This window comes from Ruegeria meonggei (assembly GCF_900172215.1).
GTDB classification, from domain to species: Bacteria; Pseudomonadota; Alphaproteobacteria; order Rhodobacterales; family Rhodobacteraceae; genus Ruegeria; species Ruegeria meonggei.
Genome location: NZ_FWFP01000002.1, coordinates 447,224 through 473,297, shown reverse-complemented (window position 1 = coordinate 473,297; position 26,074 = coordinate 447,224). Strand labels below are relative to the sequence as shown.

Genomic DNA, 26,074 nt, shown 5'->3' with positions numbered 1-26,074 from the left:
TTCCCGTGCCCGGGTAGCTCAGGGGTAGAGCAGTGGATTGAAAATCCTCGTGTCGGTGGTTCGATTCCGCCCCCGGGCACCACTAATATTTACCATCTGTATGATTTTTATACAAAATCCAGATAGAAGGTGGGTTTTATCCACCTCAATATCCACCCATTCGGCCCGGGTGCTCACAATTCTTCGTTCGGTTCCACAGTCGATCCCCTGCTGAGGGAGGCCTGCGCCAGATGGTTGCAGTGAAGCCCTCAAACACACCGGTCTAGCTGACGCTGCCGTCGAAGCGTGGACCACCACAGGATAAATTCTACGTCAGGAGCGGAAATTCGTCTCCTGAATTGCCGCTCAGTGAGGTGCAATCATACATTTCTGATCGGTTTGTATAGGCGGTTACTGGCGGCGCAGCATTATCGAATGACGTCCCGTCTCGCCACATAAGGTGCAAGACGACTGCATTGCGCCGAGTCAGGGCAACATTTGCTTCCTTTCGTCCTCGTTGCTTCGCATCATGGTATACCCAAGTTCGTAGCCAGAAGAGGCATGCGCGAAGCATCATGAACGTCACCGCCTGGCACAAGGTTCGACGCGGGTTGGCATCCCCTGCCTTTGTGATGTCCCACCAAGACATCGCGTTCTCCGAATTGGCTGCGGGAGTAATTTACCAATATACCTTGCCGTCCTTGATGACGGCAGCTGACCATCTATTTTTAGCCAGGTCTATTCTTCGATTAGATTTCTAAGCATTGTCGCGAAGTAGTCATTCACCAACTCTATGGCCTCTCGCACTGGGAAACTGAAGTGCTTATCAAGATCACCGCCGTCTATCGCAAACGGGGGCGTCAAGGACATCACGCCATAGTAGAATATGATGTGCGCGTTGACACAAACTGGATCAATATCGAGGCTGTTTGCATAGCTTTTCAGGAGCATTTGGGTTCTGATTAGTTCAGTAAGTATAGATCGTCGTTTGCCGCCGTCATATGAGCCATTTCCTCTTTTTATGCTGTATGCATTGAGCGAATTGCGATGCTCGTCCAAAACAAACATGTCCACTCGAATTGATCGCTGCCGATCGCCGTATGGCAAATGTGTATTCACTAGTGCCTCAATTCGTTCGACGACGCGCGTTTTTTCGAGAGACTCGTGCGAAAGTTTGAAATCGTCCTCTGTCCACACGCGAAGATGAGCGCAGTCCCTCAGTCTCTCAAGCAACGCTTGGACCAGCAGAGTGCCGTGCCGTTTGTAAGCTGAGCTGACAATTGAAGTCGCACGCGAGTATTTTCGACCCGCAATGGGGTCTTCACGAAATTTGGCCTTGCTGAGTTTTAGAATTGTGTTGTCCACGATCGGACGCATACGCTCGAAGTAATCCTCGAGCCCAGTAGGTGGCTTTCGAAAGAGTTCCTGCGAAGTAAATTCTTCCATCGGTTGTGTCTGGTTTGAGACCTCGGTAACGTCCTGATTAAGCGTCAAAAGTGCCGCTATTTAGTCGGAGATAAAGAGAAATGGCAATTGCTGAACCAAGTATTGGTCAAGTAGCTGGGGAGTTTAATTTAGAACCGGATCCTCGTGTTTTGCCGATGCTTGGCGAAATAAGCATCGATCAGTGGCGCTGCGTGGCAGAACTTGTGGACAATGCTATCGATGGCTTTCTAAAGGAGAGTCGAGCAGGTACCGCTATCGCCGGAACACGGGTCGATGTGCATTTGCCCCAAGCAAATGTTGATGGGGCCACGCTGAGGGTCATTGATAATGGCTCCGGGATGGCGCCGGATGTTCTAGAACGGGCTGTGCGGGCGGGTTGGTCTGGAAACAATCCGATTGATAGTTTGGGTCTCTTTGGGATGGGTTTTAACATTGCCACCGCCCGGCTTGGATCGCTGACCGAAGTGTGGACAACACGTAAGGGAGAAAGAGAATGGCATGGGCTGCTGATTGATTTCGAAAAGTTGCGCCGCCAAAGGCACTACAAGACACCACATTTTACAAGACCAAAGGCTGATCCGGAACAACATGGTACCGAAATTACGATCAAGCAACTGAAGCCAGAACAACGAAAGTGGCTTGCGAAAAATGCAAACCAAACCACAACTCGAAAACGTCTCGCGCAGGCATATTCCTCGATGCTGCGAAAAAATGGTGTACCAATAAGCTTTGAGCTGTACGTCAACCACAAACGCGTTGAAGCCCGCAGGCATTGTCTTTGGAATGAAGACAGGGTCGTGCCTGGGCCGGGCGGCACTACCGTAAATGCCGTTACCTCAATTAACAGCGAACTTGCCGAAAGACTATATTGCACCAGCTGCATGAGTTGGTTGCGCGGTGCAGAGGAAGGTAAACCTTGTCCCAATTGCGAGATGGCAAACTCTGTGGTCAGCCGAAAACGAAGAGTGACTGGTTGGCTGGGAATACAAAGATACTTACATCAGTCTGAGTTCGGCATAGACTTTATTCGCAACGGTAGAAAAATTGAAATTGGTAGTAAGGATTTGTTTTCTTGGAGCGATGGCGAAAACGAACTGAGGGAGTATCCCATTGACGACCAACGCAACCGCGGAAGAATAGTCGGCGAGATTCACATAGATCATTGCCGTGTTAGCTACGCAAAAGACCGTTTTGATCGCGCTGATCCAACATGGGATGAAATGGTTCGTATCGTAAGGGGAGATGGACCACTTCTACCTGAGAAAGCAAAGGACCTTGGATACGGAGCCAACGATTCGCCGTTGTTTCGACTTTTTAAAGCATTTAGGCGCACTAGCCCGCACTCTAAAACCGCCGGCGCCTATGGCAGAATATTGATTGTCAAAGACAATGCACGTGCTTTGGAGATGTCGAACCAATACCATGATGGTGCTCCTGAATATCAAGACGACGCAAAGTGGTGGGAGCTTGTCGAGGCAGCAGACAGGGAATTGTTGCTCGGTAACAGGCGTACAACTAGTGCTGGGAGTTCGGACAGTCATTCCAGTGGTGGCGTAGACCTGCCGCCGGGATTGATTGGTGATCCTCCTCCAAGTGACAACCCTCCCGACGATGGGAAAAAAAAATCTCCGACTAAAGAGGCAAAACCAAAGCTTCCTCCGCGTCGGGAAGCACCTTTGCTTAGTAGAAGGTACAATCACGCTTCATCCGGTCTGAAATGGAATATTTTGGCCTTCGAGGTAGAGCCGGCGGACCCGGATTTGCCCACGGGTGTCCCATGGGCACTTGTAATGGGAGATGTGACGACCAAAACGCACCATTTTCTATATGATCCGAGTCATCCAGTTTTTCGGTCTGTAACAGTAACGCCGCGCGATGCGTTGCTTTCTCATCTGGCTCACGAGACAGCTGATCAAACGCGCAATTTGTTGGAAAAGCCGGATTATGCAAGCATTCTATCTGAGTACCGCCAAACCTACGGAGAGGAAAACAATCTAGATTTTAAGACGCTACCGAACGACGCTACTCTGGTTCTTACTGATATCGCCAGGTCATTGGTTGCTCAATGTCCGGAAGAAGAGCGTGGTACACTGTTCGATGATTTGAATCTTGAAGAGCAAACTACCGTTATGAGAGCGTTGGCAACAAAAAAGATCAAGCCAACGGATGTCACGCCCAATGGCGAGTTTCTCGTTTCTGCGCCTTTCAAGATTTTGCTTGGAATTGTGAAGAAACGCCCGGAGCTCTGTTTTGATGGCGCAATTTGGGATGCCCCCTACGAGCACCTCGACTACGGCGACCCAAGCATAACAGACGAAGCTCGCGCTAGCGTGTTGGGCCGCTATACATCCTTGCTGTCTGATGCGATTTGGTTGTCCGAGCAAGCGAGCGATGACTTGATAGAGAAACCGAGAAGCGAAGTAGTAAGAGCCGTGCTTGCGCTTGAGTTGATTAAACCGGATTCCGAGATGATCGAATGACGGCATTTCTTGATGACCGGCGGCTGCTAAGAGGACCATGGCAAGCCTTTGAACGCGACGTGGCAAGGCTATTAATGCACGCAGGTTTTGAAGACGTACGCGTTGTCGGTGGTTCTGGTGACAAAGGCGCGGATGTGCTCGGTGTGAAGAATGGGGAGACTTGGGTTGTTCAGTGTAAGCACACGACGTCCGCGCCTGCGCCAAAGACGGCCGTTCAAGAAGTTGTAGATGCTGGAACTTTCTATAAAGCGAATAGAATGATCGTCGCTACATCCCGTGCCATAGGTGGGGGAATTGAAGCCGAGGTAGATCGCTTACGCAGAATAGGGATAACCGTCGAACTTCTCGATCCAGCGCGCCTGTTGCGCTTGTCGAAAGAAGTAGATGAGTACACAGGAACTCGCCGAGATTTGAGGCCTTATCAAACCGAAGCTGTCAATCGATTCAGGGAAGGACTTACAGACACAGGCAAAGCGCAAGCGGTACTCGCTACAGGACTGGGGAAAACCGTCGTAATGGCGGAAGTCGTCGCAGACCTGTATCGCGATCAGCTGATTCCGCACAATCGAGTTCTGGTTCTGGCTGACAAGGTTGAGCTCGTAAGACAACTCCAATTTGGATTTTGGCAACAGCTTCCCAAGTGGATTCCAACACATCTACTCTCAAGCAGTGAAACACCTTCGTTTTTTGAGGGGGTAACATTCGCAACTGTACAAAGCGTTATTGGGAGGCTGGACGACCTTCCCGACTTTGGATTGGTTTTAGTTGACGAGGCGCATCATATAGGTTCTCGGACATTTCGAAGCGCCATTGATGCTCTCGAACCGCCTATGGTTGGTGGAGTAACAGCGACGCCTTGGCGGGGAGATGGATTTGACATTGATGAGCTGATTGGCAAGCCACTGATCCAGCTGGGCATTTCTGATGGTTTGCAGCACGGTTTTCTGTGCGAAGTCGATTACCGACTGCTTGCGGACAACATAGATTGGAAATTTGTTCAGGATATTTCGGCGCATAATTACTCGTTGAACCAATTGAATAAGAGGCTTCTAATGCCTACCCGCGATGAAGAGGCGGCTCGTCTCATAGCGGAAGCTTTCATTAGCGAGAAAAGACGTGGTGGAATTGTGTTCTCGCCAACAGTCGATCACGCCGAGGCATTTTCTGGTGTGTTACGCGGCTATGGCTTGCGTGCGGAAGCCATTTCCTCGCGACATGAGCCGCGCGAACGTGATCAGTTAATGGCAATGTTCCGTAGAGGTGATATTGACCTTCTTGCAAGCGTGGACCTCTTTAATGAGGGGGTCGATGTGCCAGATGTAGATTTAATCGCCTTTATGCGAGCGACACATAGCAGGCGAATATTCGTGCAGCAGTTAGGCCGTGGACTCCGCATAAGTGATGGAAAGGACAAGGTGATTGTCTTGGATTTTGTTACTGATCTGCGCCGCATGGCGGAAGTTGTGGAGCTAGAAAAGTCTGCTTCGGGCCCTATCGAGCGACTTCCACTAGGCCAAAATCTAATTAGTTTTCGGGATGCGTCCGCAGGGAGTTTTATGCTTGAGTGGCTCAAGGATCAGGCTGACCTCATGCTTCGAGAAGGCGACCCACAACTTGAAATCCCTCGATTTGAATTTCCGGCGCCTACTCAATCAGGAAATGTGCAATGAGAGTTCCTGCCGAAGTTCGAGAAGAAATTCGGAAGATCTTATGGGAGGAAGCTGATCGTTTGAACTGGTCGGCTTTGGCATCGACCGATAAGTCAAGGTACTACACAAATTGGACTGAAGCTGAGGCAATTGGGGGCAGATTGGGCCGGTATATGGATCCGCGAAAGGTCCGTGTTTACATAAAGGATACTTTGCTAAAATCATACATGCGCGAGGCGTCTGCCGATCCAACTCGCATAATGAGAGTCCTTGGAATAGCGCAAGACGAAGCGATAGCCGAAACTTATATAAAACCTCACGGTTGTTTGTTGTCCGACGGTCGACAGATTGCGTGGAGTAAATCGAGCGAATGGAAAGCTACGCTTATGGCTATCTTTGAGCGTTCGTTTGAGATTGGCAAGCCATTTGCGGTCGTGCTGACGGAGTCAGCGGCAAAGTTTGATTTAGCGTCAGAGCGTGACGTAGTTGAAATTGCGTCCCAGCGGCTCGGCATCCAAAAGATCGTCTGGTTGGATTGACTTAAGATCACGCCCAGTCTGGCTGGCGTAGAAGCTCTAAGCAACAATAGGCTCGGCTAGCGGGGTAGATACAAAAATTGGATACACTGACGGAGCAACAGCGAAGCGAACGTATGAAGCGTATTCGCGGGAGAGACTCAAAGCCCGAATTGTTGGTGCGCCGTTTGGTTCACGGTATGGGCTATCGTTACCGTCTCCATTGTAGGGATTTGCCTGGGAAGCCTGATTTGGTTTTTAGGCCTAAAAGGAAGGTAATCTTCGTTCACGGTTGTTTCTGGCATCGGCATGATGATACGAATTGCCGTCTCGCACGCCTGCCCAAATCTAGGTTGGACTTTTGGTACCCGAAATTGGAACAGAACAAGCAGAGGGACCAACGAAACTCGAAGTTGCTTGTGAAAATGGGCTGGAGTTCGTTAGTGATTTGGGAATGTCAGGTTAAAGATGAAGATTGGCTTGAAAGGGAAATCAAGGAGTATTTGAACTAATGCGCTCGGTGGAACTCTTCGTTGGTGCGGGCGGGTTAGGCATGGGAGCCAGCTTGGCTGGATTTGAGCCTGTTGCGGTTATGGACTGGGATCGCTGGGCTTGTGATACTCTGCGAGAGAACAAAGCCAGAGGCTTGCATCCGATTGCCCATTGGCCAATTCATCAGGGTGATGTAAAAGACTTTGATTTCACATCCATTTCAGACGACGTGTCGTTGGTTACAGGAGGTCCACCTTGTCAACCGTTCTCAATGGGTGGACAGCATAGAGCGTTTCTCGACGAGAGAGATATGTTTCCTCAAGCGATACGTGCTGTGAGAGAATTAAAGCCTTCCGTGTTTCTTTTCGAGAACGTCAAGGGGCTGACGCGTAGTAGTTTTGCCAACTACTTAGAGTATATTCACTTGCAACTGTCGTATCCTGACGTTGTCGCGCGGGAAAACGAAGAGTGGCTCGAACACCTCGCTCGGCTGGAAGAGCATCACACCTTTGGTTCTAAGGATGGCTTACACTACCGCGTGATAAAACAGGTTCTCAATGCTGCGGACTACGGCGTTCCCCAACGGCGTGAACGGGTGTTTTTTGTTGGTTTTCGAGGAGATACGGAAATCCGCTGGCATTTTCCTAACCAAACGCACTCGAAAGACGCATTACTTTGGTCGCAATGGCGTTCCGGAGAATATTGGGACCTACTTGAAGTTGCAAAGAAGAATCGACCTGAGGGTGGCAGGGGCCAAGCGCGCGCTGAAAAACTGAAGGACAAACCGGACAGTTTGCCTTGGATTACGGTTCGACAGGCTATTAGCGATCTCCCAGACCCGGAGATTCAGCCTGATTTGGCAGCACACTTCCATGATCATCACTTTCAGCCCGGTGCGCGTTCTTATCCGGGTCATACCGGCAGCCCACTAGACGAACCAGCGAAAACACTAAAAGCCGGAGTGCATGGCGTACCGGGCGGAGAAAATATGCTTCGACGCCCAGATGGCTCAATTCGCTACTTTACTGTTCGCGAAAGCGCGCGACTGCAAACTTTTCCAGATGACATGGTATTTCACGGTTCTTGGACTGAAACTATGCGACAGCTGGGCAATGCGGTGCCCGTGCAGCTTGCCCGCATAGTAGCCGAAGATATCCACGAAACTCTCAGATTAGGAAGTTAAATTATCCTATCAATCGCGATATCAGGTTTAGCTTTCCCAAAGTTCGTCTCCTCTAACATAAAACAAGACTACAAAGGTTGGTGTAATGAAGGCCGAAATTACGAAATTGCATGAGGCGGTTTGTGCAGGGAGTCTTTCAGAAGATTTTTTTGATCTTTTTGATGATCTATATGACACTAAAAACGATCAGTTCGTAATTCAAGAGAATGTTCTGCTCGACTTCAAGGAGGATTTCCCGGCTCCAAAGGACGAGAATTATCGATCAGGTTTGCTAAAACTGTTTCTAGCGTTTCACAATACATTCGGTGGGATCGTTGTATTTGGCGTTCGTGACAAGGACTTTAAACCGGTCGGTGTAAATGGATCGTTCGATGTTGAAAAATTCAATTCCCTAGTAACTGAAATTTTTGGTACGCGCTTCGAATTGATTCGGCGAAATTACGAATTGACGGTCGGAGGCGACAGCAAAACGATATCTGTTGTGTTAGTTCCAAAGCGCACAACTACGGAACCAGTCATTTCTCAAAGAACCTACCATCAAATTGACAAGGGCAAGCTGTACATACGGGAACGCCATGAAGCAAAAACCGCAAGCAGCCATCACCTCCCTTTAGTGTTTTCGCGCCGCGAAAATCCTTTCGACGAAGCAGATGAAAATATTTCGGGTATTCAATACTCAGCACCTCCATCGCCGTCTACACTACCTAACTTTATTGGTCGTACAGAATTGACGACTGAGCTTTGGAAATGGCTTTTGCTGAGCCGGATGCCAAGAATTTATCTTTCGGGACCTGGTGGTTCTGGAAAAAGCACGTTGGCATATGAGTTTTTGGACCAAGTCGCGTACAACTGGAAAGCTGCAAGTCTGCAAAATGGGGAGAAGCTGGACTTTGCGTTATTTGTTTCTTCGAAGGAGACCGAACTGAACGTTCGCATCGGCGCAGAGCAATTGTTTGGCAGTAGGCAGTTTTCTACAGCTGAGGAATTGTATCGTTTGATACTGAAAGATGTCGGTGGATTTTCGGAAGCCGAAACAGAGCTGCTGAGTGGAGAAGGTTTGCTCAATGAAATAAGAGGTCTCTTTGATACCTATAACGGGTTGATCGTGATCGACGACATCGACGCGCTCAGTAGGAGTGGTCAGGATACAGGTGAAGAAGACTTGTTCCTACTTTGTAGCCAAGCGCGCAAGGTCATAAAGCTGATCTATACCCTTAGAAATGACGCTTCTTATGCTAAAAACTCAGCAATTTCTGTTCCGGGATTAGATAAAGAAGCGGAACTTCCCGCGTTTTTAGAAGAGTGTTGCGAGTTGTTTGGACCCCAGATGCCAAACAGCGACGCAATAGAGCGTATCGCGGAAGAAACTTCTTGTTTGCCACTGCTTATAGAAACCGTTGTTGGTCTCCGAACAAACTGTAGTTCTTATCACGAGGCTCTAAGAGACTTCAAAGACAAGGGGGGCGAGGCCGCTAGAAAATACCTCTATCAACGAGAATACGACAAGCTGGACCTTAACGGTAAAAGCCGCCAAGTCCTTGCAGCTCTTATGGAGTATGGTGGCCCGCTGGGGTTCGACGCGATTTGCGCGATAACAAACGCTTCTAACGACCAAGTGCGATCTGCAATCAACGAAACCGCAAACATTTTCTTGAAGATTTCGACCCAGGATGACGAAACTACTGGGTACAGTCTCTCTCCATCTGCGCAGGGCTTTGTTCGATCAGTATCAAAGAGACTTCCTTACTACGAGGCAGTCAAGCGTGCAGTTGAACACTTCCGTCGGGACACAGCTAAATCCACTCCGCAAGAAGCCACGACGATTATCAAATTCGAACGGCTTGTGCGTGAAGGAAAGTACGGTCAAGTGGTCTTGGAGGCCAAGCAAATCGACGAGAACGATGCTGTAAAAGTAAATCCAAAGTTCCTATCAGTTCTAGGGCAAGCTTACGTGCAATCAGAGCCGCCTGATCTGTCGAAAGCGCGTGGTTTGTTTGAGAAAGCTGATAGCTTTGGCTACAAAGATATTTTTATGCTTCGTGCGTGGTTTTACGCGGAGCGCAAAACAGGGTATCGTTTTCTAGAAGCGGTTTCACTTTGTGAGCGTGTTGCTACTGACGAAAACTTTTCTGACAGACACAGATCCGAATTTTACTCGAAGATCGGTGAGTGCAGGTCAACGCAAGCTCGGTCGATATCTGGAAGCGGCAATCCTGATAAATTGACGTTTTTCACACAATCAATAATAGCTTACCTTTGGGCCATGCATTTTGCTGCTTCGGCTAAGAAGATTGATCGTTCAAAAACAGCAGACTGGCTAAACAGGGCGATGACAGGCTATATTGGGGCAGCAGAAGGAGATTTAGGCTATTTATTCAAGTCTATTTCGGAACCAATTAAACGAGGATTATCTTTCGACCAATACACAGCTACGTTCGTTGCAGACCAAATTGCTGGTCTATCTAAGTCCAGAGATATGACGATGCTAAGAAGGGCGCAAGGAACCCTCCAAGATGGAATATTGGCCATCGAAAAGGCCGCTGGAAAACGGAACCGTGAAAGGGTCGATATTTTGACCGCACAATTGGGGATTGCAAAAAAGATACTGGAAGTTCGTATTATGCAACTCAGTGCGAACTAGTTTGAGCTTTCGGGTTTTTGCGTGAACCGGATGGTATCAGTTCTACAGGCGGCTATTTTTCAGAACGATGTGTCGGACAGCGACGTCGTTGAGACAGGGTAGATAACGGACGAAATCGTAACACTATATAGACCCACTACTAACGGATTGCGTGCTCTACCGGCAGTACTACGGAGGCGTCGCCCGCCTCCCTTCAGTCGCCCTCTTGCTCAAGATTGGCCTTGCTTCTTCGTTTCCCTTTGGGGCCGGTACTGAGACCACCATGCAACCTGCATCGCCGCTTGCCAGGTACTACACGTGCCTGACATTGGCCTCCTGCACGGGTCTTAGCGTTGCATGTTGGGCGCTCTGACTTAGGCAGTCGTTCACCGGAATCATTCAAGCCCAGCTCCGCCATCTGTTTGCAGTTTGCACCGCGACACTGTGAGCAATCCCTCCGATAGTTTGGGTGCTTGTGCGCCTCTGCTGGGCACGGCCGCCAACGTGACTGTAGTGCCTGCCAATCAATGGGGTCACACTGAAAGCGCGCACGGAATTTCTTCTCAAAATTGGTCGGTCGCCCCATCAGAAAACACCAACATTTGTTAACATAGTTGGCAAACCCCATGATGGGCGCGAGGCGAAGGGGGTGGCGCCGGTCCCCTTGCTTTCCATAGAGGCTAGTTTTGACATTGCGTTCATGCTGCACCATCCCATTCGTGTCTGGGTACTATCTTGGGTTGCGGCTTGGGCAAGGCGCGCGGCTCTAAGGGTTCATGCGCAGCGGCCTCCGCAGCGGCATGGCGGGCTTCGAACTCGGCAACTTTCGCCAACGCAATTGGTTCGTCGTAGGTGTCTTTGAGCCAAAAGATAAACGCCGCGCGATAGCGGCGCATCTGGGCTTCACTGACTTTCCCACTTGCCACCAATTCGACAGAAAGACGCCCATAGAGATAGCCATCAGACACCCGCTCACCGGCATGCATTCGCTTTGCGTTCACATCCAGAGGGTCAAACTCGTTGCCCTCGGCAATGCGCCGGGAGGACGGGCCGGTGATTGCCATTGCCGCCGCCTTAATTTCTCCGGCGGTGGGCCATGCGCGGGTCTTGGCGTCCTCGTCAAGCCGATCCTCGAAGTTCGGCCACCAATCCTCGTAACCGTCTTTCGGGGCAAAACGCATGAAGCAACGAACCAGTGAGGCCATCTCGTTGGCCTGAGCTTGAGCCCCGAGGCTGCGAGGCGGGGCCTTGCGGTCGAGATAGCCGGTGATCTTGTCGGTCAAGAAGGTTTCCCGCCGCTTGCGGTCGAACATGGTCATCGTTTTGCATTTACCTCCTTCGCCATCGCCATGAGTTCAGCCGTGGTAGGCTGTGCAGGCTTGCCGAGAATTGCGGTGATGTAGGGGATCGGGTCTCCGGTTTTGGCGTGGTAGGCGTCAATGAAGGCCGCCCGAACCTCGCTAACTGAACTCCTCTTCAGCCACTTGCCAATGACACTGCGGGCCTGGCGGTCATCGACACCTTTCGAAACCAGCCAACCCTTGCACTTCGACCAAACGACATCTGTCGCATCGACGGCGTTGCCGTCCATTCCGTCAGGAATGGTAATATTTGGGTTGTTGGGTAGTTGGGTAGGTTTGTCCGTGGGGGTATCCACGGTTGCAACCGCGGATTTTCCCTCGGTTGATAGTGTTCCTGTATTTCCCAATGGGTTACCCGTTTTTTTCCCCGATTTCCGGTCGGATTGAGTCTTGCAATGGCGTTCGACGTAAGCAGCTTCTTTTCGCAACCGGCGGGAAATTAGGACGCCATTTTCGGTTTCAAGGAACTCCCTGATGGCAGGCCCGATGCGTGACCTCCAGAGGCGGAAAGATACCCTGGAGACCGCCGCTAGACGGCGGTCATCATCAGGGAAATCACATGTTTCGCGCACCCACATCGCCATGAGAATAAGCATGTAGGCGCCAACTTCATCGGCTGCGAGGGGTTGAGTATCACGCTGGAATGCGTCTACCCAAAGTGGGCAGGGACGTTTTGTGCGGGCACGTTTGGCGTTGAAATTACTCATCGTGAGTAACCTGCCGCAGCTTTCCAAGTTCCCTTGGGCTTACAGCGTCACAAGTGATGTTAGCTATTGTCGATGTATCGAAGCGATCGACCATAATGGATCCTCCACTGCGCGCGATTAGCATATGTCGCCATCGCGCAGAGCGCGGAGGTGGGAATCGATTTCCTCTTCGATCCACAGCAAACGACCACCCAGTTTGACGGGTTTGGGAAGCCGCTCTGCAGCCAGGTCGGCATAAATGGATGAACGAGAACGGTTCCCGAGCTTCTCGCGAAGTTCCATTAGGGTCAGGTATTTTGCGGAAGTCGCCGTGGATGTGCTCATTGTGACAGTCGTCCTTTCTTACTCGGGACGAAAGCCAGAATGATCGCAAACGGCCGCTCGTCCCACCAATGGGTGCCCCCGTGTCGGGGAAGACGAGCTGCACATCTTGCGCAGCAACAATTCCAGTGTTAGCGGACTAATTGGTGCAATTCAATATGTAGCTGTTTAGATTTGCTCAGCCACTGTATTTAGAGTGGTCCCGGCTAGCGTTAATTACCGTGTTGAGACGCAAGACACGACTTCCCTAGTTCCACCGCACACGTAGCTCGCCCATTGCTCGCTCAACACCCTACGCTGCTCAAGAAAATCTGTGCGTCTGTAAGCTCGAACGACACCAGAGTCAGTTACGTGTCCCAGCATTGCTTCCGCTACTTCGTGAGGTGCGTCGGTGGCTTCAGCCAGCCAGTCGCGAAGACTGCTGCGGAAGCCATGCGGGCGGGCGTCCAATTTGCGACGCTCCATCATCCTTGAGAGCGTCATATCAGAGATCACGCCCTGCCGTGTATTCGGAAAAAGGAAACCATTTCTGAAATGCGGTAGGGCAAGGTCGATAACGCGTTGCGCTTCCTGCGAAAGCGGCACACGGAAATCACTTGTTGCCCCTTTTCGACCTTTCATGGCCTCACCGGGTATAGTCCAGACGTCTCCTTCAATCTGTTCGAGCCGGATAAAGCGCAAAGGTTTAGAGCGAACACCGGTTAGGATGAGCAACCTCATAGCGAGGTTCGTGAGCGAGGGTTCCTCTAAGCTTGAGTAGAAGGCAGGGACATCGCTCCACAGCATCGCTGGGATGTGTTTCGGCTTGTGACGTGACTTTCCCAACAACGCTTTGGCTTTTTCGGTTGCCTGAAGATCAACGTCCAATCCAAGCGCGGCCGCGTGGCGAAAGACAATGTTTAGCCGGTTCATTGCTTTGCGCGCTGTGTCGGCTTTTGTGTGCCAGATTGGGGCCAGGGTGTCGCGAATGTCGCGCTGGTCAATGTCTGTTATTGGCACCTTTCCAAGCTTGGGCAGTACATGCCCATTTAGCGGTGAGAGCCAACGCCCTGCTTTTCCATCGCCTTTGAGTTCAGCCTTTCGCGCTTCGAATGCATCTGCAGTCAGAACCGCAAGTGAAACATCTTCCCGCCGCGCCGCACGTGCCTCTGCTTCACGCTCCTTGACCGGATCACGGCCTTCCGCAGCAACCGTGCGCCATCGCTGTGCAACACTTCGAGCACTTGCAAGAGAAAGAGTTGGATAGCCGCCTAAGCCCATTTCGCGCCTTCGGCCATGCACAGTCACACGAAGCATCCACTGCGCGCCACCGTCGTCTCGTTTAATAAACCAAAGCCCAGCTCCATCGCAGTGTTTACCGACCGGTGCAGATTTTACAAAGGAAGCTGAAAGTCTGTTCGTTGCCCGCATTTATATCCACCCCAATATCCACCTTATCTTATTGGATAGCGCCAAACACGGCAAGACAAGTCCGGACAGTTTATTCAGCTAGAAGGTTGTATATGAATGCGAACCTGAACAAGAATGAACAACCTCAAACAGGTTGCTTGTGCCGCCCCCGGGCACCATTTAGACATCGTATTAGGCCAGTCAGAATCAGGCGACCCTTGCCGGGAACGTCAAAAGCCGCTGATACGCTCAACAAGCCAGTAAACAGACACACAACCAATGGCGTAACCAGCAACGAGTGCGGCGATTGAGTGAAACTGTGCAGCGATTGGCGGCGCTACGGTGCGCCACGTAAGGATTAGCAGGGACAAGGTTCCGATAAATGCAAGCTGGCCACCCTCGACACCAACGTTGAAGGCAAGAAGCGCCGTGGGGATATCTTGCGGCGGCAACCCGATTTCAGACAAGGCACCCGCAAAACCAAGCCCGTGCAGCAGGCCGAAGCAAAAGCAAACGATCCACGGGTATTGCTCTGATAACCTGAGCTTTCCCTTTTTGTGTTTAAGTATTTCCAGCGCCAGAAACACGATCGACAGTGCGATTATGGCCTCGACCGGTGCGGCCGGCACGTTCAGAATCCCCAATGTGGCCATGGCCAAAGTAATCGAGTGTGCAACTGTGAAAGCCGTAACTGCCCCAACAAGGCGCCAAGGGTCACGCACCAGGACAAACAGAGCGACGACAAACAATAGGTGATCCCACCCGGCCAGAATATGTTCGAAGCCCAATTGGAAATAGCTGACAAGCACGGTCCAGGTTGACGGATTAACAGGGATTGTCAGAACCGGTGATTTGGGTGTGAATCGCAGCGTTACCGTTTCAGAATTCAGGGGCTGCAGGCGCAGTAGAACTTCGTTTTTCTGTCTTTCCAGGCCATCAATGGTCACTGTTTGGCCCGCAATCTCTGCGTCGCATTCGGCGACCCAAGTGGAAACCCAGGCCGCACCTTCTGAGGTTGGTTCCGGGCTGCGGCCGGGCTTGCAATGCTCGGGCAGTACCGCCCCAATATTCATGGGCTGGCCTTTTACATCAGGAACACGCCACAGAACTTGCCAGGTGCCGTGTGCCAACTGGCGCAGATCCAGGTACCCCGGATCCAGCGCGTGGGCCTTTCCGGCCTGTGGCGCACAGATCAGACTGAGTGCCAGAAATACAAAGACCGCGGCTCTCACTGTTCGTCCTCTTGAGGCGTCGGCGTCTCGATTTTGTAACGGGCGGCAAAACTTTCGTATTGGGCCTGTGCCAGATCGTCACCGGCCTCACGACGCCACTCTGACACAACCGCATCGCGGATGTCGTCAAGCGGAGGCAACTGCTCGGGTTGCATCTGCGTGACCCGGACAAGGTGCTGCCCGTACCCGGATTGGACCGGGCCGGACCAGAGTGAGGGCCCCAGGTTTTCAAGGTTGGCTGAAAACCCGCGGCCAAAGGTCGAATCCACAACACTTGTCACCGACAAAGGCATGGACCGCAGCAAAAGAGACGGCACTCCTAGGTTGGACCAGTCTTCCCCGGCTTCCAGTGCCAATAGCGCTTGTGCGATGTCGTCCGGCTCGGGCGCGTCGCCCAGATAAACTTGATCAAAGGCAATCAGAGAGGGGGTTGTAAACCGCGCCGCGTTCTCGTCGAGGAACGTTTGCAAAACAGCATCTTCCGGGGTCACGGACAAGGCGATGGCGCTGGTCAGGAAGTCCATCTTTTGGGCCAGTCGCGCGCGGACAACCTGATCGCCGCGATCCAGGCCGAGGTTTCGGGCCTCGCGAACAAGAACCTCTTCGCGGATCAAAGCATCTATCAACGCCTGAAACTCTGCTTCGTTAGGCGTGCGCTTCCAGCTTGTTTCGAACCGGCTGGTCAGCAGGGCGATGTCATCTGCGTCAATGGTGATCTTTTGGATGTCTGCAGGCACATCGTTTTCGGAAGAAACCAGATGGAACCAGCCAAAGATGGCGAATCCGATCAGAATGAAATGAAAAAGTGGTTCTTTGAGAATGCGCATAGGCAACCCTGGCTCAGGAAGTGTTAGACATCAAATCGTTGGCTTGATCCGTTGGATCTGCCATGCGGAAACCCCGTGTATTTATTGGAACTATCAAGGGGCAGAAGACCTTCCCAGAAGGAAGGCTTTCGCCCCCGGAATAGCGGTTTTCCCCGCTGGATCAATCACGCGCCCGGTGTGTACCAGATTGGGGACGAGTAAGCCCTTTCCTGATGGGTCAGCTGTGCCTCTTCCGGCAGGTCAATTCCGAACCGAAGTTTATCATACAGCACCCAACGCGGTGTCGGAATTTCAAGAACCCGCACGTAATAGAAGGCCCGCGCATCCGGATCGAAATCAGGGTCTGTCCAGATCGTCAGCAGCTCTGAGGCGCCGATTGTGTTGCTCCAGCTTGCGGCCTCAAGATCAACAGTATTGCCTACATCGGGCAGATTTCCATCAGCGTCCAGCGCGCGATTATCCGACCAGGCGACATTATAGACTTGCTCCTGTAATTCTCCGTTGGCATCCAGCCAGCCTTTGACGACCTGAACCCGATCCAGGTTTGCTCCGATCGGGTCGCGCAGGGCACCGATCAGAAACTTGGGCGCGCCATCTCCTTCACGCGGGCGCAGGTCGCTGCCCATTGGCACGCCTTTGGTATAGCCGACATCGGCCACCAGCCGGGTCAGCAGGTCTTCGTCAGCAAAGTCCCATCCCCCGAAGAACCGCAAACCGATTCTAGGGCCGGTCGTGGCGTAGGTTTCCCGGCGCTTGAACGCGTCGAAAATGGCAGTGCGGGTGTTTTCGGACGCCCAAACGGCGGTGTATCCCGACGCGACGAGTGTATGGCCCTCAAACGCCCCTAGCTCGCTTTCAACAAACGGATGCAGGACTCTCGTGGCGGACGGTTCAGCACTGACGGATTTGCCGAAATAGTTTTCCTCTTCGGCGGTTGCCAGCGACGTATGACTGTCCGTTGCACCACCCATACCGAACTTATAGGGGTTCACACCAAATTTCTCTTCCAGCGCCAGACCGCGCTTGAGAGCTTCTCGGGCGTATTCCCCGGCCAGCATGTCTTCGGTTTTCAGTTCGGTGATATCGAGGTTGCCGACATCCCAGTTCTCATAGTCGGCAAACGGATCATCCGGGCTTAGGTAAGGATGAGCTTCGCCATCCCCCTTGATCTGTGTGACCTCGTAATGGGGCTCCCACTTGGCGCGGTTTTGTACGTATTCTTCGTCCACCTTGCCGCCGTGATAGGTGTCTTCTGTTGGGAACATCCACCCGTTGGACAGGTTTCCGTTATGGGCAAAGGCAACGGCCCGACCGCCCGTGTTGGCCTGGTATTCCTCTAGCCATGCGTACAGCGCTTTTGGGTCGGTGTCGCCATAGGGCGGCTGCGTGACCGGCGGCACCATCTGCAACGCCCGGATCGGGCCATCGCGCAACATAACGTTCCGATGCAGGTTGAACCCTTTGGGGACCGAGGTCCACTCAAAGCCAATAAACGCGGTAAAGGTTCCGGGGTCGTTGTGGCGTTCTGCGGCCAGCACGATCTGTTCCCAGGTAAACGCAAAGGCGTCAGCACCGGGGCTGTAGGATTCCAGCAATACCTCGGGCAATGTCATTTGAGAGAAGTTGGTGATGATATCAAAGGCTGCCTTGGCTGCGTCTTCACCGCCGGCCATATAGCCCTCATACCATTGCAAACCCTTCGGATCGGCAAGAACCCCGGGTTTTCCCGCCTGCAAATCCGGAGCAAATCCCATCAGATCCGTGTGATCGGTAAGCACCATCCAATCCAGGGGTCGCGCCAACCTGACCGGTTGGCCAGTCGACGAAATGACTTGTTCACCCTTAGCAAATCGCCATGCCTCATCGGGCAACAAAGTGTTGCCAAAGGCTCCGGCATCCAATGAAAGCCCAGTATGCAGATGTGTGTCCCCCCAAAACGGACGTTCCGGGAACGAGCGGTTGGCATAGGGTGAGAAGGGTCGCTCGGCAAAGGTGCCTTGCACAGCTTCTTTGCTTGGTACGGCGTCTGCCAGAACACTTGCTGGGTTATAGATCAGAACCAACAAACAGGCGTAAAATCGAAGCATAAGAACCTCCCAATTCCATGGCATCATGAATCCGCTGAACGGCTTTGTAGTGTTATATTCTGATTTGATGATATCATGGGGTTGGGAAACCGCGGTAGATTTTTTCTTATTCGTGTTTTGAAACAGTCAGAAAAAATGCCCGACTTCTCTTTTGAGTGAGAAGCCGGGCGTCTGGGGTTTGTCAAATTTACGCCTGACGGGGCGCTGTTGTTGGGACAACATTACGGTGTTTCGTTAACTCAAGATGGCCTGAATTTTGTCCAGAACGGCCGAATTCACTGCGACACCGTCTGTTTCGGCCAGAATTCGTTTGGTGCGTCGCCCGTCCCCTGGCAGGTGCGCGCCGTTTTGTGAGTGGATCGCGCCGACCAGCTCTTCCAGGCCGGACACAAAAGCGTCGCCAGCTGTTGCGGTCGGGTCAATGGCGATAAAGAACTGACCTGTACGCGGCGGCCCACCGGCAGTGCCGGAGAACGGCGAGGCGTTCAGACCCAGGGTCGCGCCAGTCAGTGCAGCGGCCATCACCTCAGTCAGCAAGGCAACGCCAACGCCTTTGTATCCGCCAGACGGCGCCATTGAGCCCTTGAGCCCGACATTGGGATCGGTGGTTGGATTGCCATCTGAATCCAGTGCCCAACCAACGGGGATCGGTTTGCCTTCGCGGGCGTGTTTCATGACCTCGCTTTTGGCAATAGTGCTGGCGCTTTGGTCGATCAGCAGGGCAGGCTGGCCATCTGTTCCCGGGGCCGCGACCGAGAAAGGATTGGTGCCGACAACCGGCTTTGCGCCACCAGACGGTGCAATAGATGCGGGCGCGTTGGTAAAGCCCAAGCCAACCAACCCGGCCTGTGCCAGCCGGAAGGTGTGATATCCCAGAACGCCGCAGTTATAGCTGTTGCGCACTGCCAATGCGGCAATGCCCTGTTCACGTGCTGCGGGCATCAGGGCTTCGAACCCCATGTCAATCGCGGTATGTGCGAACCCGGTTGCAGCGTCCACATTCACTACGCCCGGACGGGGCTGAGACAGAACCGGTTGAGCAGAGCCGTCGACCTTGCCGCACTGAACATGTTCGCAATAGATCGGGATGTAAGCCAGACCGTGGCTGGCAACACCATCCGCCTCGGTGGCTGCTGTGGCAACGGCCAGCGGGCGGGCATTTGCCTCGGTTGTGCCAGCAGCGACCAGCGCGCGGAAGGCCAGATCTTCGATTTCAGCAAGGGTCAGGGTCCGGGTTTCAACCATGTTCAATCTCTCAGTCATTGTCAGACAGGCCCGCACCGGCCCCGCGCAGGCGGGATTCCTCGGTTGCGGGGGCATAGGTTCGGTGGGCAATACGGTTCAACGTGGTCCAGTCGGCGGGATCCGGCGTTGCCCGCGTCTGCTGTTGGACGGTGCCGGTCAGGGTCCCGCCAACTCTGACGGAAACGGTTTTCGCGTGATCTGGCGTAGTGCTCGGATTGGATATGGCAAAGCCATCGGTCACGATGTCTACCCCATCAAAGGTGACGGTAATGCAGGATTTCAGCAATCGCGCCGCGTTTGCCGCAAAGGGTAGCAACAAGATGGGCATTGCCAGGTTGCTCAGTGAAACAGCGGAGCCGGTGATATGCTGTGCGCGATCGGACACCGCTGGGCCTGCTGTCAACGGGCAGAGCATGCTTTGACTGATCCGGCCGTCTTCGTTCATATCAGGCGCAGGGGCTTCTGGTGGTTTCACCAGATCAAGCTGTAGTAACTGTGCCAAAGCGCCAACTCCGTCTAAACCCTGCGCGCACAGCCAGCGGGTGGCTTTTGCGGCTTCTTCCGCATGACCCCAGCTATAACCAGCGCCCCGGGCAGCCCGCTTTGACGTGGATTCGACTTCGTTAAGGGAAAAGCTCATGCTGCGGGCTCCGGATAGACCCACATATCCGCCGTTTCTGATGTCAGGTCCTCGGGGTATGGGGCGCCGGCATACATGCAGATACGCACCCAGCGGTCCGAGCGCGGGTCAAAATGTGTCGCACCAAAAAAGGAAAGCTTGGCGCGCAGCATGTCGATGGGCATGACACTGGCGCTGATCGTATTGTCACGGATTTCACCGTATGGGGCGACACGCCCGATCTGCGCCCGTCGGATCGTGTGGCGATGTTCGGGATGACGCGTCAGGAACTCTGCAATTGGCACGTCGTCGTGCCAGTCGCTCAATGCAGCAAAGGCGATGGCTGCATCCCGGGCCGGAGCCAGAGGTTGCTCATAGTCGGCAATTGGTTCTTCGAACCGTTCGCCCAGCCGGGGTTCCAGCTTTTCCTCGGATACGTACCAAGCGCGGGCGCGGTTGGCCTCGGCAGCCCAGTCCAGATCAAGTGCCCAGTCAAAGCTGGCCTGGATCAGAGCGCGAACCTCGGCCACTGACATGGCACCGTCGATGACCTGCGCCTGCGTGTTGCTGTCGGCCATGCAACTGGTCAACCCGTCCACCAAATCGCCGTAGGGCTCAAGGATCAGAGAGGCGAGTAGCTCTTGACCCTCTTCGCTCAGCGCGGTCTCGGACCAGCGGATCAACCTGTCCCAGGGGTGATCCTGTGTCAGGTTGTTCTGGTCCAGATATTCGGTGATGGCCAGAAGATCACTGGTCAGATCGGCCAGTTTCTCGATTTGGATCGGATGCTCGGACTGCCACCAGGACATTGACAACCTAGAGCGCGCAAAGGTGTCGCGAAATTGCTTTTCTTCTGTTTCGGACGCGGTCGGCAAGGACCGCACACGCGCGATGGCTTCTTCGCGGACCATGATCCAGTTGTTGAACAGCACCGGATGGTTGACGATGAACGGGGCCATCCCCAGCCCGGTCGAGTTGCCGATCCCCAGCCAGCGGGCGATTGCGGGATCCAGCTGCGCAGTTTGGTCCCCGCCCTTGGCTCGCGCCATGTGCTGCACCAGATCTCGGACAAAGGTTCGGGTCAGATAGACCGACAACATCTCGGTTTGGAAAGGGGCATTCAGCTCGGGCCGCGCTGCGGTTTTCTCACGGTCGGCGGCTCCGAATTTACCCGACCCGTAAACGGCGGTGGTACGCATCAGATAGCCGACCTGATAGATCTGCTGAACGTCCGGTTGCTGTCCGACGGCGAGCTGGTCGACCACATGTGCCCAAAGCCGGACTGAGCGGTTTGCACGCGACAACGACAACTCATTTTCACTGACGCGCCCGGCCTCTTGCAGAGGGACGTTTTTGGACAGGCGGTCGATATCGTCGGCCGTCGGGATGCCGTCGAACAGGGTAAAGGTGGCGTCCCAGGCCTCGGCAATGACCCGGTCCGAGCGTTGCTCGGGCGGCAGGTCATGGGCAAAGGCGACAAGGGAATAAGCATGTGTGAGGCCTTGCGCGGTGTATACGGCATGGCCCACGCCGTTGGCGTCGATGTCAAAGACAGGGCGGCTGAAGGTCCAGTTTTCCTGCGCCATGCGGCGGGTCAGTTGGCGCATGAAGCTGAGCCGACACTGGTGCAACGACCCCAACCGTGACAGGCGCATAACCTGCGCGGGGTCGCGACGCGGGATATGAGCGCCAGCTGAGTTCATGCGGTTTGTGGCCCGAAGTTTTCAGCAAAGAAACGATACCAGTTTCCGCCCATGATACCTGAAACCTCGTCCTGGTTCATGCCCGCGGCGCGCAGCCCTGTTTCGATATTGCCAAAGTCACGGTTGTCCTGGAACCAGCCGGGCATTGGCGGGAAACCAGGGGCCGAAGCTGAGCCTTCGCCATAGTCGATCTCTTTTGTCCAGCGCCCAACGCGCATCCATTCGACGATGCTGTCGGGTTGATCCTGGCACAGGTCTGTGCCGATCCCCAGGTGCTGGGCGCCATATTTGTCCGCAGTGCGCGCGATCATTTCGCAGAAGCTTTCAACAGTGCAGTCGGATTTGTCCTTTAGGTGATGAGGATAGACTGAAAAGCCCAGCATCCCACCCTTTTCCGTCACTGCCCGGATCACCTCTTCCTTTTTGTTGCGTAGTGCGGGCGACCACTCGTGCGGGTTGGCGTGCGTGATGGCTATCGGACGCTCGGACAGATCGGCGGCTTCGATGGTCGACCGGTCAGCCGAATGGCTCATGTCGACCACAAGGCCCACACGGTTCATTTCCCTGATGACCTGTTTGCCCATGCGGGTGATGCCGGTGTCTTCGGCCTCGTAACACCCGGTCGCCAGCAGTGATTGGTTGTTATAGGTCAGCTGCATGAACCGTGCGCCCAGATCGTGCAGGATCTCGACCAGACCGATATCGTCTTCGATGGGCGAGGGGTTTTGAAAGCCAAAAAACACTGCTGTCCGGCCCGTTTCACGTGCGATGTCAATATCGCTGGCCCAGCGGCCTTTCATGATCAGGTCGGGATATTGTTCAAACCAGCGGTTCCATTTCTCAAAGTTCAGAACCGTTTCCCGAAAGTTCTCGTGATAGGCGATGGTGACGTGGATCGCGTCCACGCCGCCTTCGCGCAGTTGCCGGAAAATCTTTTCCGACCAGTTGGCATATTGCAGCCCGTCGATGCGCATCAGACCGGGTTCCCCGCGCTGATATATGCGGTTTTGACGGTGGTGTAGAATTCAGCCGCCGCTTTACCCTGTTCGCGCGGACCGTACGAGCTGTCGCCACGTCCACCAAAGGGCACGTGGTAATCAGTGCCTGCAGTGGGCAAGTTCACGGTGACTACGCCAGTGCGCGCGTTACGGCGGAAATGCGTGGCCCGGGCGAGGCTTTGTGTGACGATGCCCGAGGTCAGGCCAAAGTTGGTGTCATTCACGACGCTCAGCGCCTCGTCATAGCTGTCGACCTTGATGACCGAAGTGAGCGGCGCAAACATCTCTTCTCGGTTGATGCGCATATCGTTGGTAGAGTTCAGGAACACACCGGGCGACATGTAATAGCCGTCATGCGGCATATCCAGACGCAGCCCGCCACAGGCCAGTTCAGCCCCTTCGGATTTGCCCAGATCAACGTAGGCGAGGTTTTCGCTCAGCTGCTGTTGGCTGACGATCGGGCCCAACTGAACGCCTTCTTCCAGTGCGTGGCCCACTTTCATGGCTTGTGCGCCCGCGACGAGTTTCTCGACAAAGGCATCATGTACGCCCGCGTGGACCACAAGCCGCGACGACGCAGTACATTTCTGACCCGAGCCGCCAAAGGCACCGCCAAGCGCCAGTGTCACGGCCAAGTCCAGATCGGCGTCGTCCATCACGGCCAGCGCGTTTTTCGAGCCCATCTCCATCTGAACCTTGGTCAGGTTCTGGATCGCGGCTGCGGCGATGCCTTTGCCCACAGGAACCGAGCCGGTAAAAGAAATTGCGTTGACCTTGGGGCTTTCAACCAAACGCTGACCAATCGACCGGCCCGAGCCCATCACCAGGCTGAACAGGCCTTTGGGGATGTCCTGACGTTCAATGATCTCGGCCAACGCCACGGCGGATGCAGGGGTGATGTTTGCCGGTTTCCAGACCACCGCGTTGCCGTAACACAGCGCTGGCGCGATTTTCCAGGATGCGGTGGCTGTGGGGAAGTTCCACGGGCTGATGATAGCCACTACGCCCACAGCCTCGCGCCGAACGTCGACCTCAACGCCGGGGCGGACGCTGTCGGCATTCTCACCCAGTTGGCGGAGGCATTCGGCAGCGTAATAAGTAAAGAACTGACCGGCGCGATACACCTCGCCCTTGCCTTCGGCCAACGGTTTGCCTTCCTCGCGGGACAGCAGAGTGCCCAGCTCTTCGGCGCGGGACATCAACTCGTTGCCGATATTCATCAGAACGGCTTGTTTGCGCTCCATCCCGTAGGCGGCCCATTCCGCCTGAGCCACTTGCGCCTGATCCAGTGTCGCGTCCAGCTGATCAGCGCCGGCCTGCGCAAACATGCCAACCAAGTCGCTCAGGTCCGATGGGTTGCGGTTTTCAATCTCGGCTTCGCCTGCCAGCCATTCGCCAGCGATCAGGTTCAGTTTGGTCACGGTGCCCCCCAAAGGTTCACAAAAGGATTTGGCACAGGATGGCCTTTTTGGGCAATATCAGTCAAACTCAATTAAATTGATTTGACTTCAAAAGGATTGAAGTATGGCCTTGAAGATCGAAACCCTGCGCTGCTTTTGTGTGGTCGCACAAACCGGCAATCTGGTCGAAGCGGCAGACCGGCTGGGGCGCACGCAGTCCGCCGTGTCCATGACTCTCAAGCAGTTAGAGGATCATCTGGGTAAAAAGCTGTTCGAGGGAGAGCGTAAAAACCGCCTTTCGGCTTTGGGTCAGCAGGTTTTTGAAACGGCCCTGAAGCAAGTGCGCCAGTTTGATCAATCTGTTCTGGATATCGAAGCAGCGGCCAGTGCCGAGCAGGGGTTGTTGCGTATCGTGTCTGTCCCCTCGGTCGCGGCGCTGGTGTTTCCAAGAGTGCTCGCCCATATGACTCGGTCCCATCCCGGGTTGAAGATCGAACTGCGCGATACCGATACCCAGCAGGTGCTGGATGCGCTGGTCGAAGGCAAGGCGGATATCGGGATCGCATCGGGGCACCAAGCCCTGAACAATGTGCGGGCGGTGCCGCTGTTGCAGGACCGGTTCGGCCTTGTTTGCGCCGCGGACCACCCCTTGATCGCGCGGCCTGATCCGCCGAGCTTGGCGGATGTGACATCGGTACCGTTCATCCGGAACGCGCTGTGCGATCTTATTCAGTCACAGCGGTTTCTGGATGCCATCGCCCGGGCTGATGTCACGGTACACAACACGCATTCGCTGATCACGATGGTACGCACCGGGGACTGGGTGACCGTTTTACCGCAAACGGTGGCCGAGTTTATCCCTGAAGCCACCGCCTTTCGCCCGATTTCCGATCTGAGCCATCAACGACAGGTCTATCTGTATGTCAGCGAGAGAACCCGGTTCCAGTCCCTCGCAGACGAAGCCGCGGAGTTCATTCTGTCGCAAAGCCTGGGCTAGCCTTGAGGGGTGAATACCCGTCAGCCCTTTTTCACGTCATCCTATACGTCATGGCCACTGGGGCAGCGATCTGCGGAAAGAAAACTCGGCCCGCTCTTTCGCTGCCCTCGCGGTCAAAGGCGTGAACTTCAGGCAGCGACGGTTTCCACTTCTGTAAACGCGTTTTTCAGATGGGCTTCAAACCGGTTGAAATCAGTCTCGATGGTCGGGTTCTTCATAACGTCAAATACTGTGAAAGTAGGCAGGGGCTGCAGGCCAATGAACTTGGCCGTCAGGTGCAGCGGGCGCATCAGGTCATCTACGCTGCTGCCTGCAAAGAACGGCTCGGCCTTGTTGTCAAAGGCCTCTTTTGGCGCGTTGAATGTGACCGATAGCATGTACTTCTTGGTGTTCAGCTTGCCGCCCATGCCGTAATTCTGCTTGGGGGCATCAGATGTCCGGCCGTCCCCGTCGGCAAACCGTCCGTCCATTGCCGAGGTATAGACCTCGTCCATGTACTTTTTGAAAGGCCACGGCACGCCCATCCAATTCACAGGGAACTGCATCAGAATTGTGTCTGCCCACAAATGCGCGTCGACCTCAGTCTTTGGGTCATACCCGTCGGCTACGGTGGTGATGCGGACCTCGTGACCCAGGTCAGTCAAGATGCTGCGCGCCTGTTCGGTTAGGCTGGCATTCAGTTTTCCGGGAGCACCTTCATAGGGTTGCGTGCCGTTCAAAATCAGGATGTTGCTCATGTCCGTGTCCTATATGTTGCGTGAATCCCTTGACGTGTCGCGGGTTCGAGGTGAAATTGTGTACTTAGGTTTCGAAAATCAACCAGT

The 26,074-nt window shown here is 53.9% G+C and carries 22 protein-coding genes and 1 tRNA gene; 8 read left to right on the top strand and 15 right to left on the bottom strand.

Annotated features, from left to right (window positions below; all coding sequences use genetic code 11):
• The first annotated feature begins 7 nt into the window (after positions 1-7).
• Positions 8-82, top strand: a tRNA-Phe gene (locus RUM8411_RS04980).
• A gap of 635 nt (positions 83-717) precedes the next feature.
• Here RUM8411_RS04980 and RUM8411_RS04975 read toward each other — a convergent pair.
• Positions 718-1,425, bottom strand: coding sequence for a hypothetical protein (locus RUM8411_RS04975; protein ID WP_085821530.1), 708 nt, complete (start codon positions 1,423-1,425; stop codon positions 718-720).
• Positions 1,426-1,505: 80 nt separating this feature from the next.
• Here RUM8411_RS04975 and RUM8411_RS04970 point away from each other — a divergent pair, with 80 nt between their 5' ends.
• The 6 genes from RUM8411_RS04970 (at position 1,506) to RUM8411_RS04945 (ending at position 10,385) form a co-directional block, all read left to right on the top strand.
• Positions 1,506-3,905, top strand: a complete 2,400-nt coding sequence (locus tag RUM8411_RS04970) for an ATP-binding protein (protein ID WP_085821529.1) — start codon at positions 1,506-1,508, stop codon at positions 3,903-3,905.
• Positions 3,902-5,575 (top strand): DEAD/DEAH box helicase family protein, encoded by a 1,674-nt coding sequence (locus RUM8411_RS04965; RefSeq protein ID WP_085821528.1) that lies wholly within the window; start codon positions 3,902-3,904, stop codon positions 5,573-5,575. The genes RUM8411_RS04970 and RUM8411_RS04965 overlap by 4 nt, the downstream gene beginning before the upstream one ends.
• A complete protein-coding gene (locus tag RUM8411_RS04960; protein ID WP_085821527.1) occupies positions 5,572-6,093 on the top strand; it encodes a hypothetical protein in 522 nt (173 codons plus the stop codon). Before RUM8411_RS04965 ends, RUM8411_RS04960 begins: the two co-directional genes overlap by 4 nt.
• 77 nt (positions 6,094-6,170) lie before the next feature.
• Positions 6,171-6,581 (top strand): very short patch repair endonuclease, encoded by a 411-nt coding sequence (locus RUM8411_RS04955; RefSeq protein WP_085821526.1) that lies wholly within the window; start codon positions 6,171-6,173, stop codon positions 6,579-6,581.
• A complete protein-coding gene (locus RUM8411_RS04950; protein WP_085821525.1) occupies positions 6,581-7,744 on the top strand; it encodes a DNA cytosine methyltransferase in 1,164 nt (387 codons plus the stop codon). The genes RUM8411_RS04955 and RUM8411_RS04950 overlap by 1 nt, the downstream gene beginning before the upstream one ends.
• 85 nt (positions 7,745-7,829) lie before the next feature.
• Positions 7,830-10,385, top strand: coding sequence for an RNA-binding domain-containing protein (locus RUM8411_RS04945; protein WP_085821524.1), 2,556 nt, complete (start codon positions 7,830-7,832; stop codon positions 10,383-10,385).
• 193 nt (positions 10,386-10,578) lie between these two features.
• Here RUM8411_RS04945 and RUM8411_RS23185 read toward each other — a convergent pair whose 3' ends face one another.
• From RUM8411_RS23185 to RUM8411_RS04880, 13 genes are all read right to left on the bottom strand, one after another.
• Positions 10,579-10,782, bottom strand: coding sequence for an HGGxSTG domain-containing protein (locus tag RUM8411_RS23185; protein WP_085821523.1), 204 nt, complete (start codon positions 10,780-10,782; stop codon positions 10,579-10,581).
• Positions 10,783-11,062: 280 nt separating this feature from the next.
• Positions 11,063-11,683 carry a hypothetical protein gene (locus RUM8411_RS04935; RefSeq protein ID WP_085821522.1) on the bottom strand — a complete coding sequence of 207 codons (621 nt, stop codon included), beginning with the start codon at positions 11,681-11,683 and terminating at the stop codon, positions 11,063-11,065.
• Positions 11,680-12,432: a DUF1376 domain-containing protein gene (locus tag RUM8411_RS04930; RefSeq protein WP_085821521.1), complete on the bottom strand. Its 753-nt coding sequence runs from the start codon at positions 12,430-12,432 to the stop codon at positions 11,680-11,682. The genes RUM8411_RS04935 and RUM8411_RS04930 overlap by 4 nt, the downstream gene beginning before the upstream one ends.
• Before the next feature lie 117 nt (positions 12,433-12,549).
• Positions 12,550-12,756, bottom strand: a complete 207-nt coding sequence (locus tag RUM8411_RS04925; RefSeq protein ID WP_085821520.1) for a helix-turn-helix transcriptional regulator — start codon at positions 12,754-12,756, stop codon at positions 12,550-12,552.
• A gap of 213 nt (positions 12,757-12,969) precedes the next feature.
• The gene (locus RUM8411_RS04920) at positions 12,970-14,163 is read right to left on the bottom strand and encodes a tyrosine-type recombinase/integrase (RefSeq protein WP_085821519.1); all 1,194 of its coding nucleotides are present in this window, start codon (positions 14,161-14,163) and stop codon (positions 12,970-12,972) included.
• Positions 14,164-14,372: 209 nt separating this feature from the next.
• Positions 14,373-15,374 (bottom strand): HupE/UreJ family protein, encoded by a 1,002-nt coding sequence (locus RUM8411_RS04915; RefSeq protein WP_085821518.1) that lies wholly within the window; start codon positions 15,372-15,374, stop codon positions 14,373-14,375.
• Positions 15,371-16,201: a peptidylprolyl isomerase gene (locus RUM8411_RS04910; protein WP_085821517.1), complete on the bottom strand. Its 831-nt coding sequence runs from the start codon at positions 16,199-16,201 to the stop codon at positions 15,371-15,373. Before RUM8411_RS04910 ends, RUM8411_RS04915 begins: the two co-directional genes overlap by 4 nt.
• A 164-nt stretch (positions 16,202-16,365) precedes the next feature.
• Complete coding sequence (locus tag RUM8411_RS04905) at positions 16,366-18,288, bottom strand: DUF3604 domain-containing protein (protein WP_085821516.1); 1,923 nt, start codon at positions 18,286-18,288, stop codon at positions 16,366-16,368.
• A 234-nt stretch (positions 18,289-18,522) separates the two neighbouring features.
• Positions 18,523-19,533 (bottom strand): Ldh family oxidoreductase, encoded by a 1,011-nt coding sequence (locus tag RUM8411_RS04900; protein WP_085821515.1) that lies wholly within the window; start codon positions 19,531-19,533, stop codon positions 18,523-18,525.
• 10 nt (positions 19,534-19,543) lie between these two features.
• Positions 19,544-20,173 carry a DUF3726 domain-containing protein gene (locus tag RUM8411_RS04895; RefSeq protein WP_085821514.1) on the bottom strand — a complete coding sequence of 210 codons (630 nt, stop codon included), beginning with the start codon at positions 20,171-20,173 and terminating at the stop codon, positions 19,544-19,546.
• A complete protein-coding gene (locus tag RUM8411_RS04890; protein ID WP_085821513.1) occupies positions 20,170-21,855 on the bottom strand; it encodes a hypothetical protein in 1,686 nt (561 codons plus the stop codon). The genes RUM8411_RS04895 and RUM8411_RS04890 overlap by 4 nt, the downstream gene beginning before the upstream one ends.
• Entirely contained in the window at positions 21,852-22,829 is a 978-nt protein-coding gene (locus RUM8411_RS04885; protein ID WP_085821512.1) for a membrane dipeptidase, read from the bottom strand. The genes RUM8411_RS04890 and RUM8411_RS04885 overlap by 4 nt, the downstream gene beginning before the upstream one ends.
• Entirely contained in the window at positions 22,829-24,274 is a 1,446-nt protein-coding gene (locus tag RUM8411_RS04880) for an aldehyde dehydrogenase family protein (protein ID WP_085821607.1), read from the bottom strand. The genes RUM8411_RS04885 and RUM8411_RS04880 overlap by 1 nt, the downstream gene beginning before the upstream one ends.
• 103 nt (positions 24,275-24,377) lie before the next feature.
• Here RUM8411_RS04880 and RUM8411_RS04875 point away from each other — a divergent pair, with 103 nt between their 5' ends.
• Entirely contained in the window at positions 24,378-25,250 is an 873-nt protein-coding gene (locus RUM8411_RS04875) for a LysR family transcriptional regulator (protein WP_085821511.1), read from the top strand.
• Between the two features lie 128 nt (positions 25,251-25,378).
• Here the strand turns inward: RUM8411_RS04875 and RUM8411_RS04870 are convergent, their stop codons facing one another.
• A complete protein-coding gene (locus RUM8411_RS04870) occupies positions 25,379-25,987 on the bottom strand; it encodes an NAD(P)H-dependent oxidoreductase (RefSeq protein WP_085821510.1) in 609 nt (202 codons plus the stop codon).
• Between the last annotated feature and the right edge of the window lie 87 nt (positions 25,988-26,074).

Excerpts from the sequence above, each read along its gene's own strand:
- RUM8411_RS04900 (WP_085821515.1), bottom strand. The coding sequence starts at position 19,533 with ATGGTTGAAACCCGGACCCTGACCCTTGCTGAAATCGAAGATCTGGCC.
- RUM8411_RS23185 (WP_085821523.1), bottom strand. The coding sequence starts at position 10,782 with ATGGCGGAGCTGGGCTTGAATGATTCCGGTGAACGACTGCCTAAGTCA.
- RUM8411_RS04935 (WP_085821522.1), bottom strand. The coding sequence starts at position 11,683 with ATGACCATGTTCGACCGCAAGCGGCGGGAAACCTTCTTGACCGACAAG.
- RUM8411_RS04925 (WP_085821520.1), bottom strand. The coding sequence starts at position 12,756 with ATGAGCACATCCACGGCGACTTCCGCAAAATACCTGACCCTAATGGAA.
- RUM8411_RS04965 (WP_085821528.1), top strand. The coding sequence starts at position 3,902 with ATGACGGCATTTCTTGATGACCGGCGGCTGCTAAGAGGACCATGGCAA.
- RUM8411_RS04875 (WP_085821511.1), top strand. The coding sequence starts at position 24,378 with ATGGCCTTGAAGATCGAAACCCTGCGCTGCTTTTGTGTGGTCGCACAA.
- RUM8411_RS04970 (WP_085821529.1), top strand. The coding sequence starts at position 1,506 with ATGGCAATTGCTGAACCAAGTATTGGTCAAGTAGCTGGGGAGTTTAAT.
- RUM8411_RS04930 (WP_085821521.1), bottom strand. The coding sequence starts at position 12,432 with ATGAGTAATTTCAACGCCAAACGTGCCCGCACAAAACGTCCCTGCCCA.
- RUM8411_RS04890 (WP_085821513.1), bottom strand. The coding sequence starts at position 21,855 with ATGAACTCAGCTGGCGCTCATATCCCGCGTCGCGACCCCGCGCAGGTT.
- RUM8411_RS04920 (WP_085821519.1), bottom strand. The coding sequence starts at position 14,163 with ATGCGGGCAACGAACAGACTTTCAGCTTCCTTTGTAAAATCTGCACCG.
- RUM8411_RS04950 (WP_085821525.1), top strand. The coding sequence starts at position 6,581 with ATGCGCTCGGTGGAACTCTTCGTTGGTGCGGGCGGGTTAGGCATGGGA.
- RUM8411_RS04960 (WP_085821527.1), top strand. The coding sequence starts at position 5,572 with ATGAGAGTTCCTGCCGAAGTTCGAGAAGAAATTCGGAAGATCTTATGG.
- RUM8411_RS04945 (WP_085821524.1), top strand. The coding sequence starts at position 7,830 with ATGAAGGCCGAAATTACGAAATTGCATGAGGCGGTTTGTGCAGGGAGT.
- RUM8411_RS04895 (WP_085821514.1), bottom strand. The coding sequence starts at position 20,173 with ATGAGCTTTTCCCTTAACGAAGTCGAATCCACGTCAAAGCGGGCTGCC.
- RUM8411_RS04870 (WP_085821510.1), bottom strand. The coding sequence starts at position 25,987 with ATGAGCAACATCCTGATTTTGAACGGCACGCAACCCTATGAAGGTGCT.
- RUM8411_RS04885 (WP_085821512.1), bottom strand. The coding sequence starts at position 22,829 with ATGCGCATCGACGGGCTGCAATATGCCAACTGGTCGGAAAAGATTTTC.
- RUM8411_RS04910 (WP_085821517.1), bottom strand. The coding sequence starts at position 16,201 with ATGCGCATTCTCAAAGAACCACTTTTTCATTTCATTCTGATCGGATTC.
- RUM8411_RS04905 (WP_085821516.1), bottom strand. The coding sequence starts at position 18,288 with ATGCTTCGATTTTACGCCTGTTTGTTGGTTCTGATCTATAACCCAGCA.
- RUM8411_RS04975 (WP_085821530.1), bottom strand. The coding sequence starts at position 1,425 with ATGGAAGAATTTACTTCGCAGGAACTCTTTCGAAAGCCACCTACTGGG.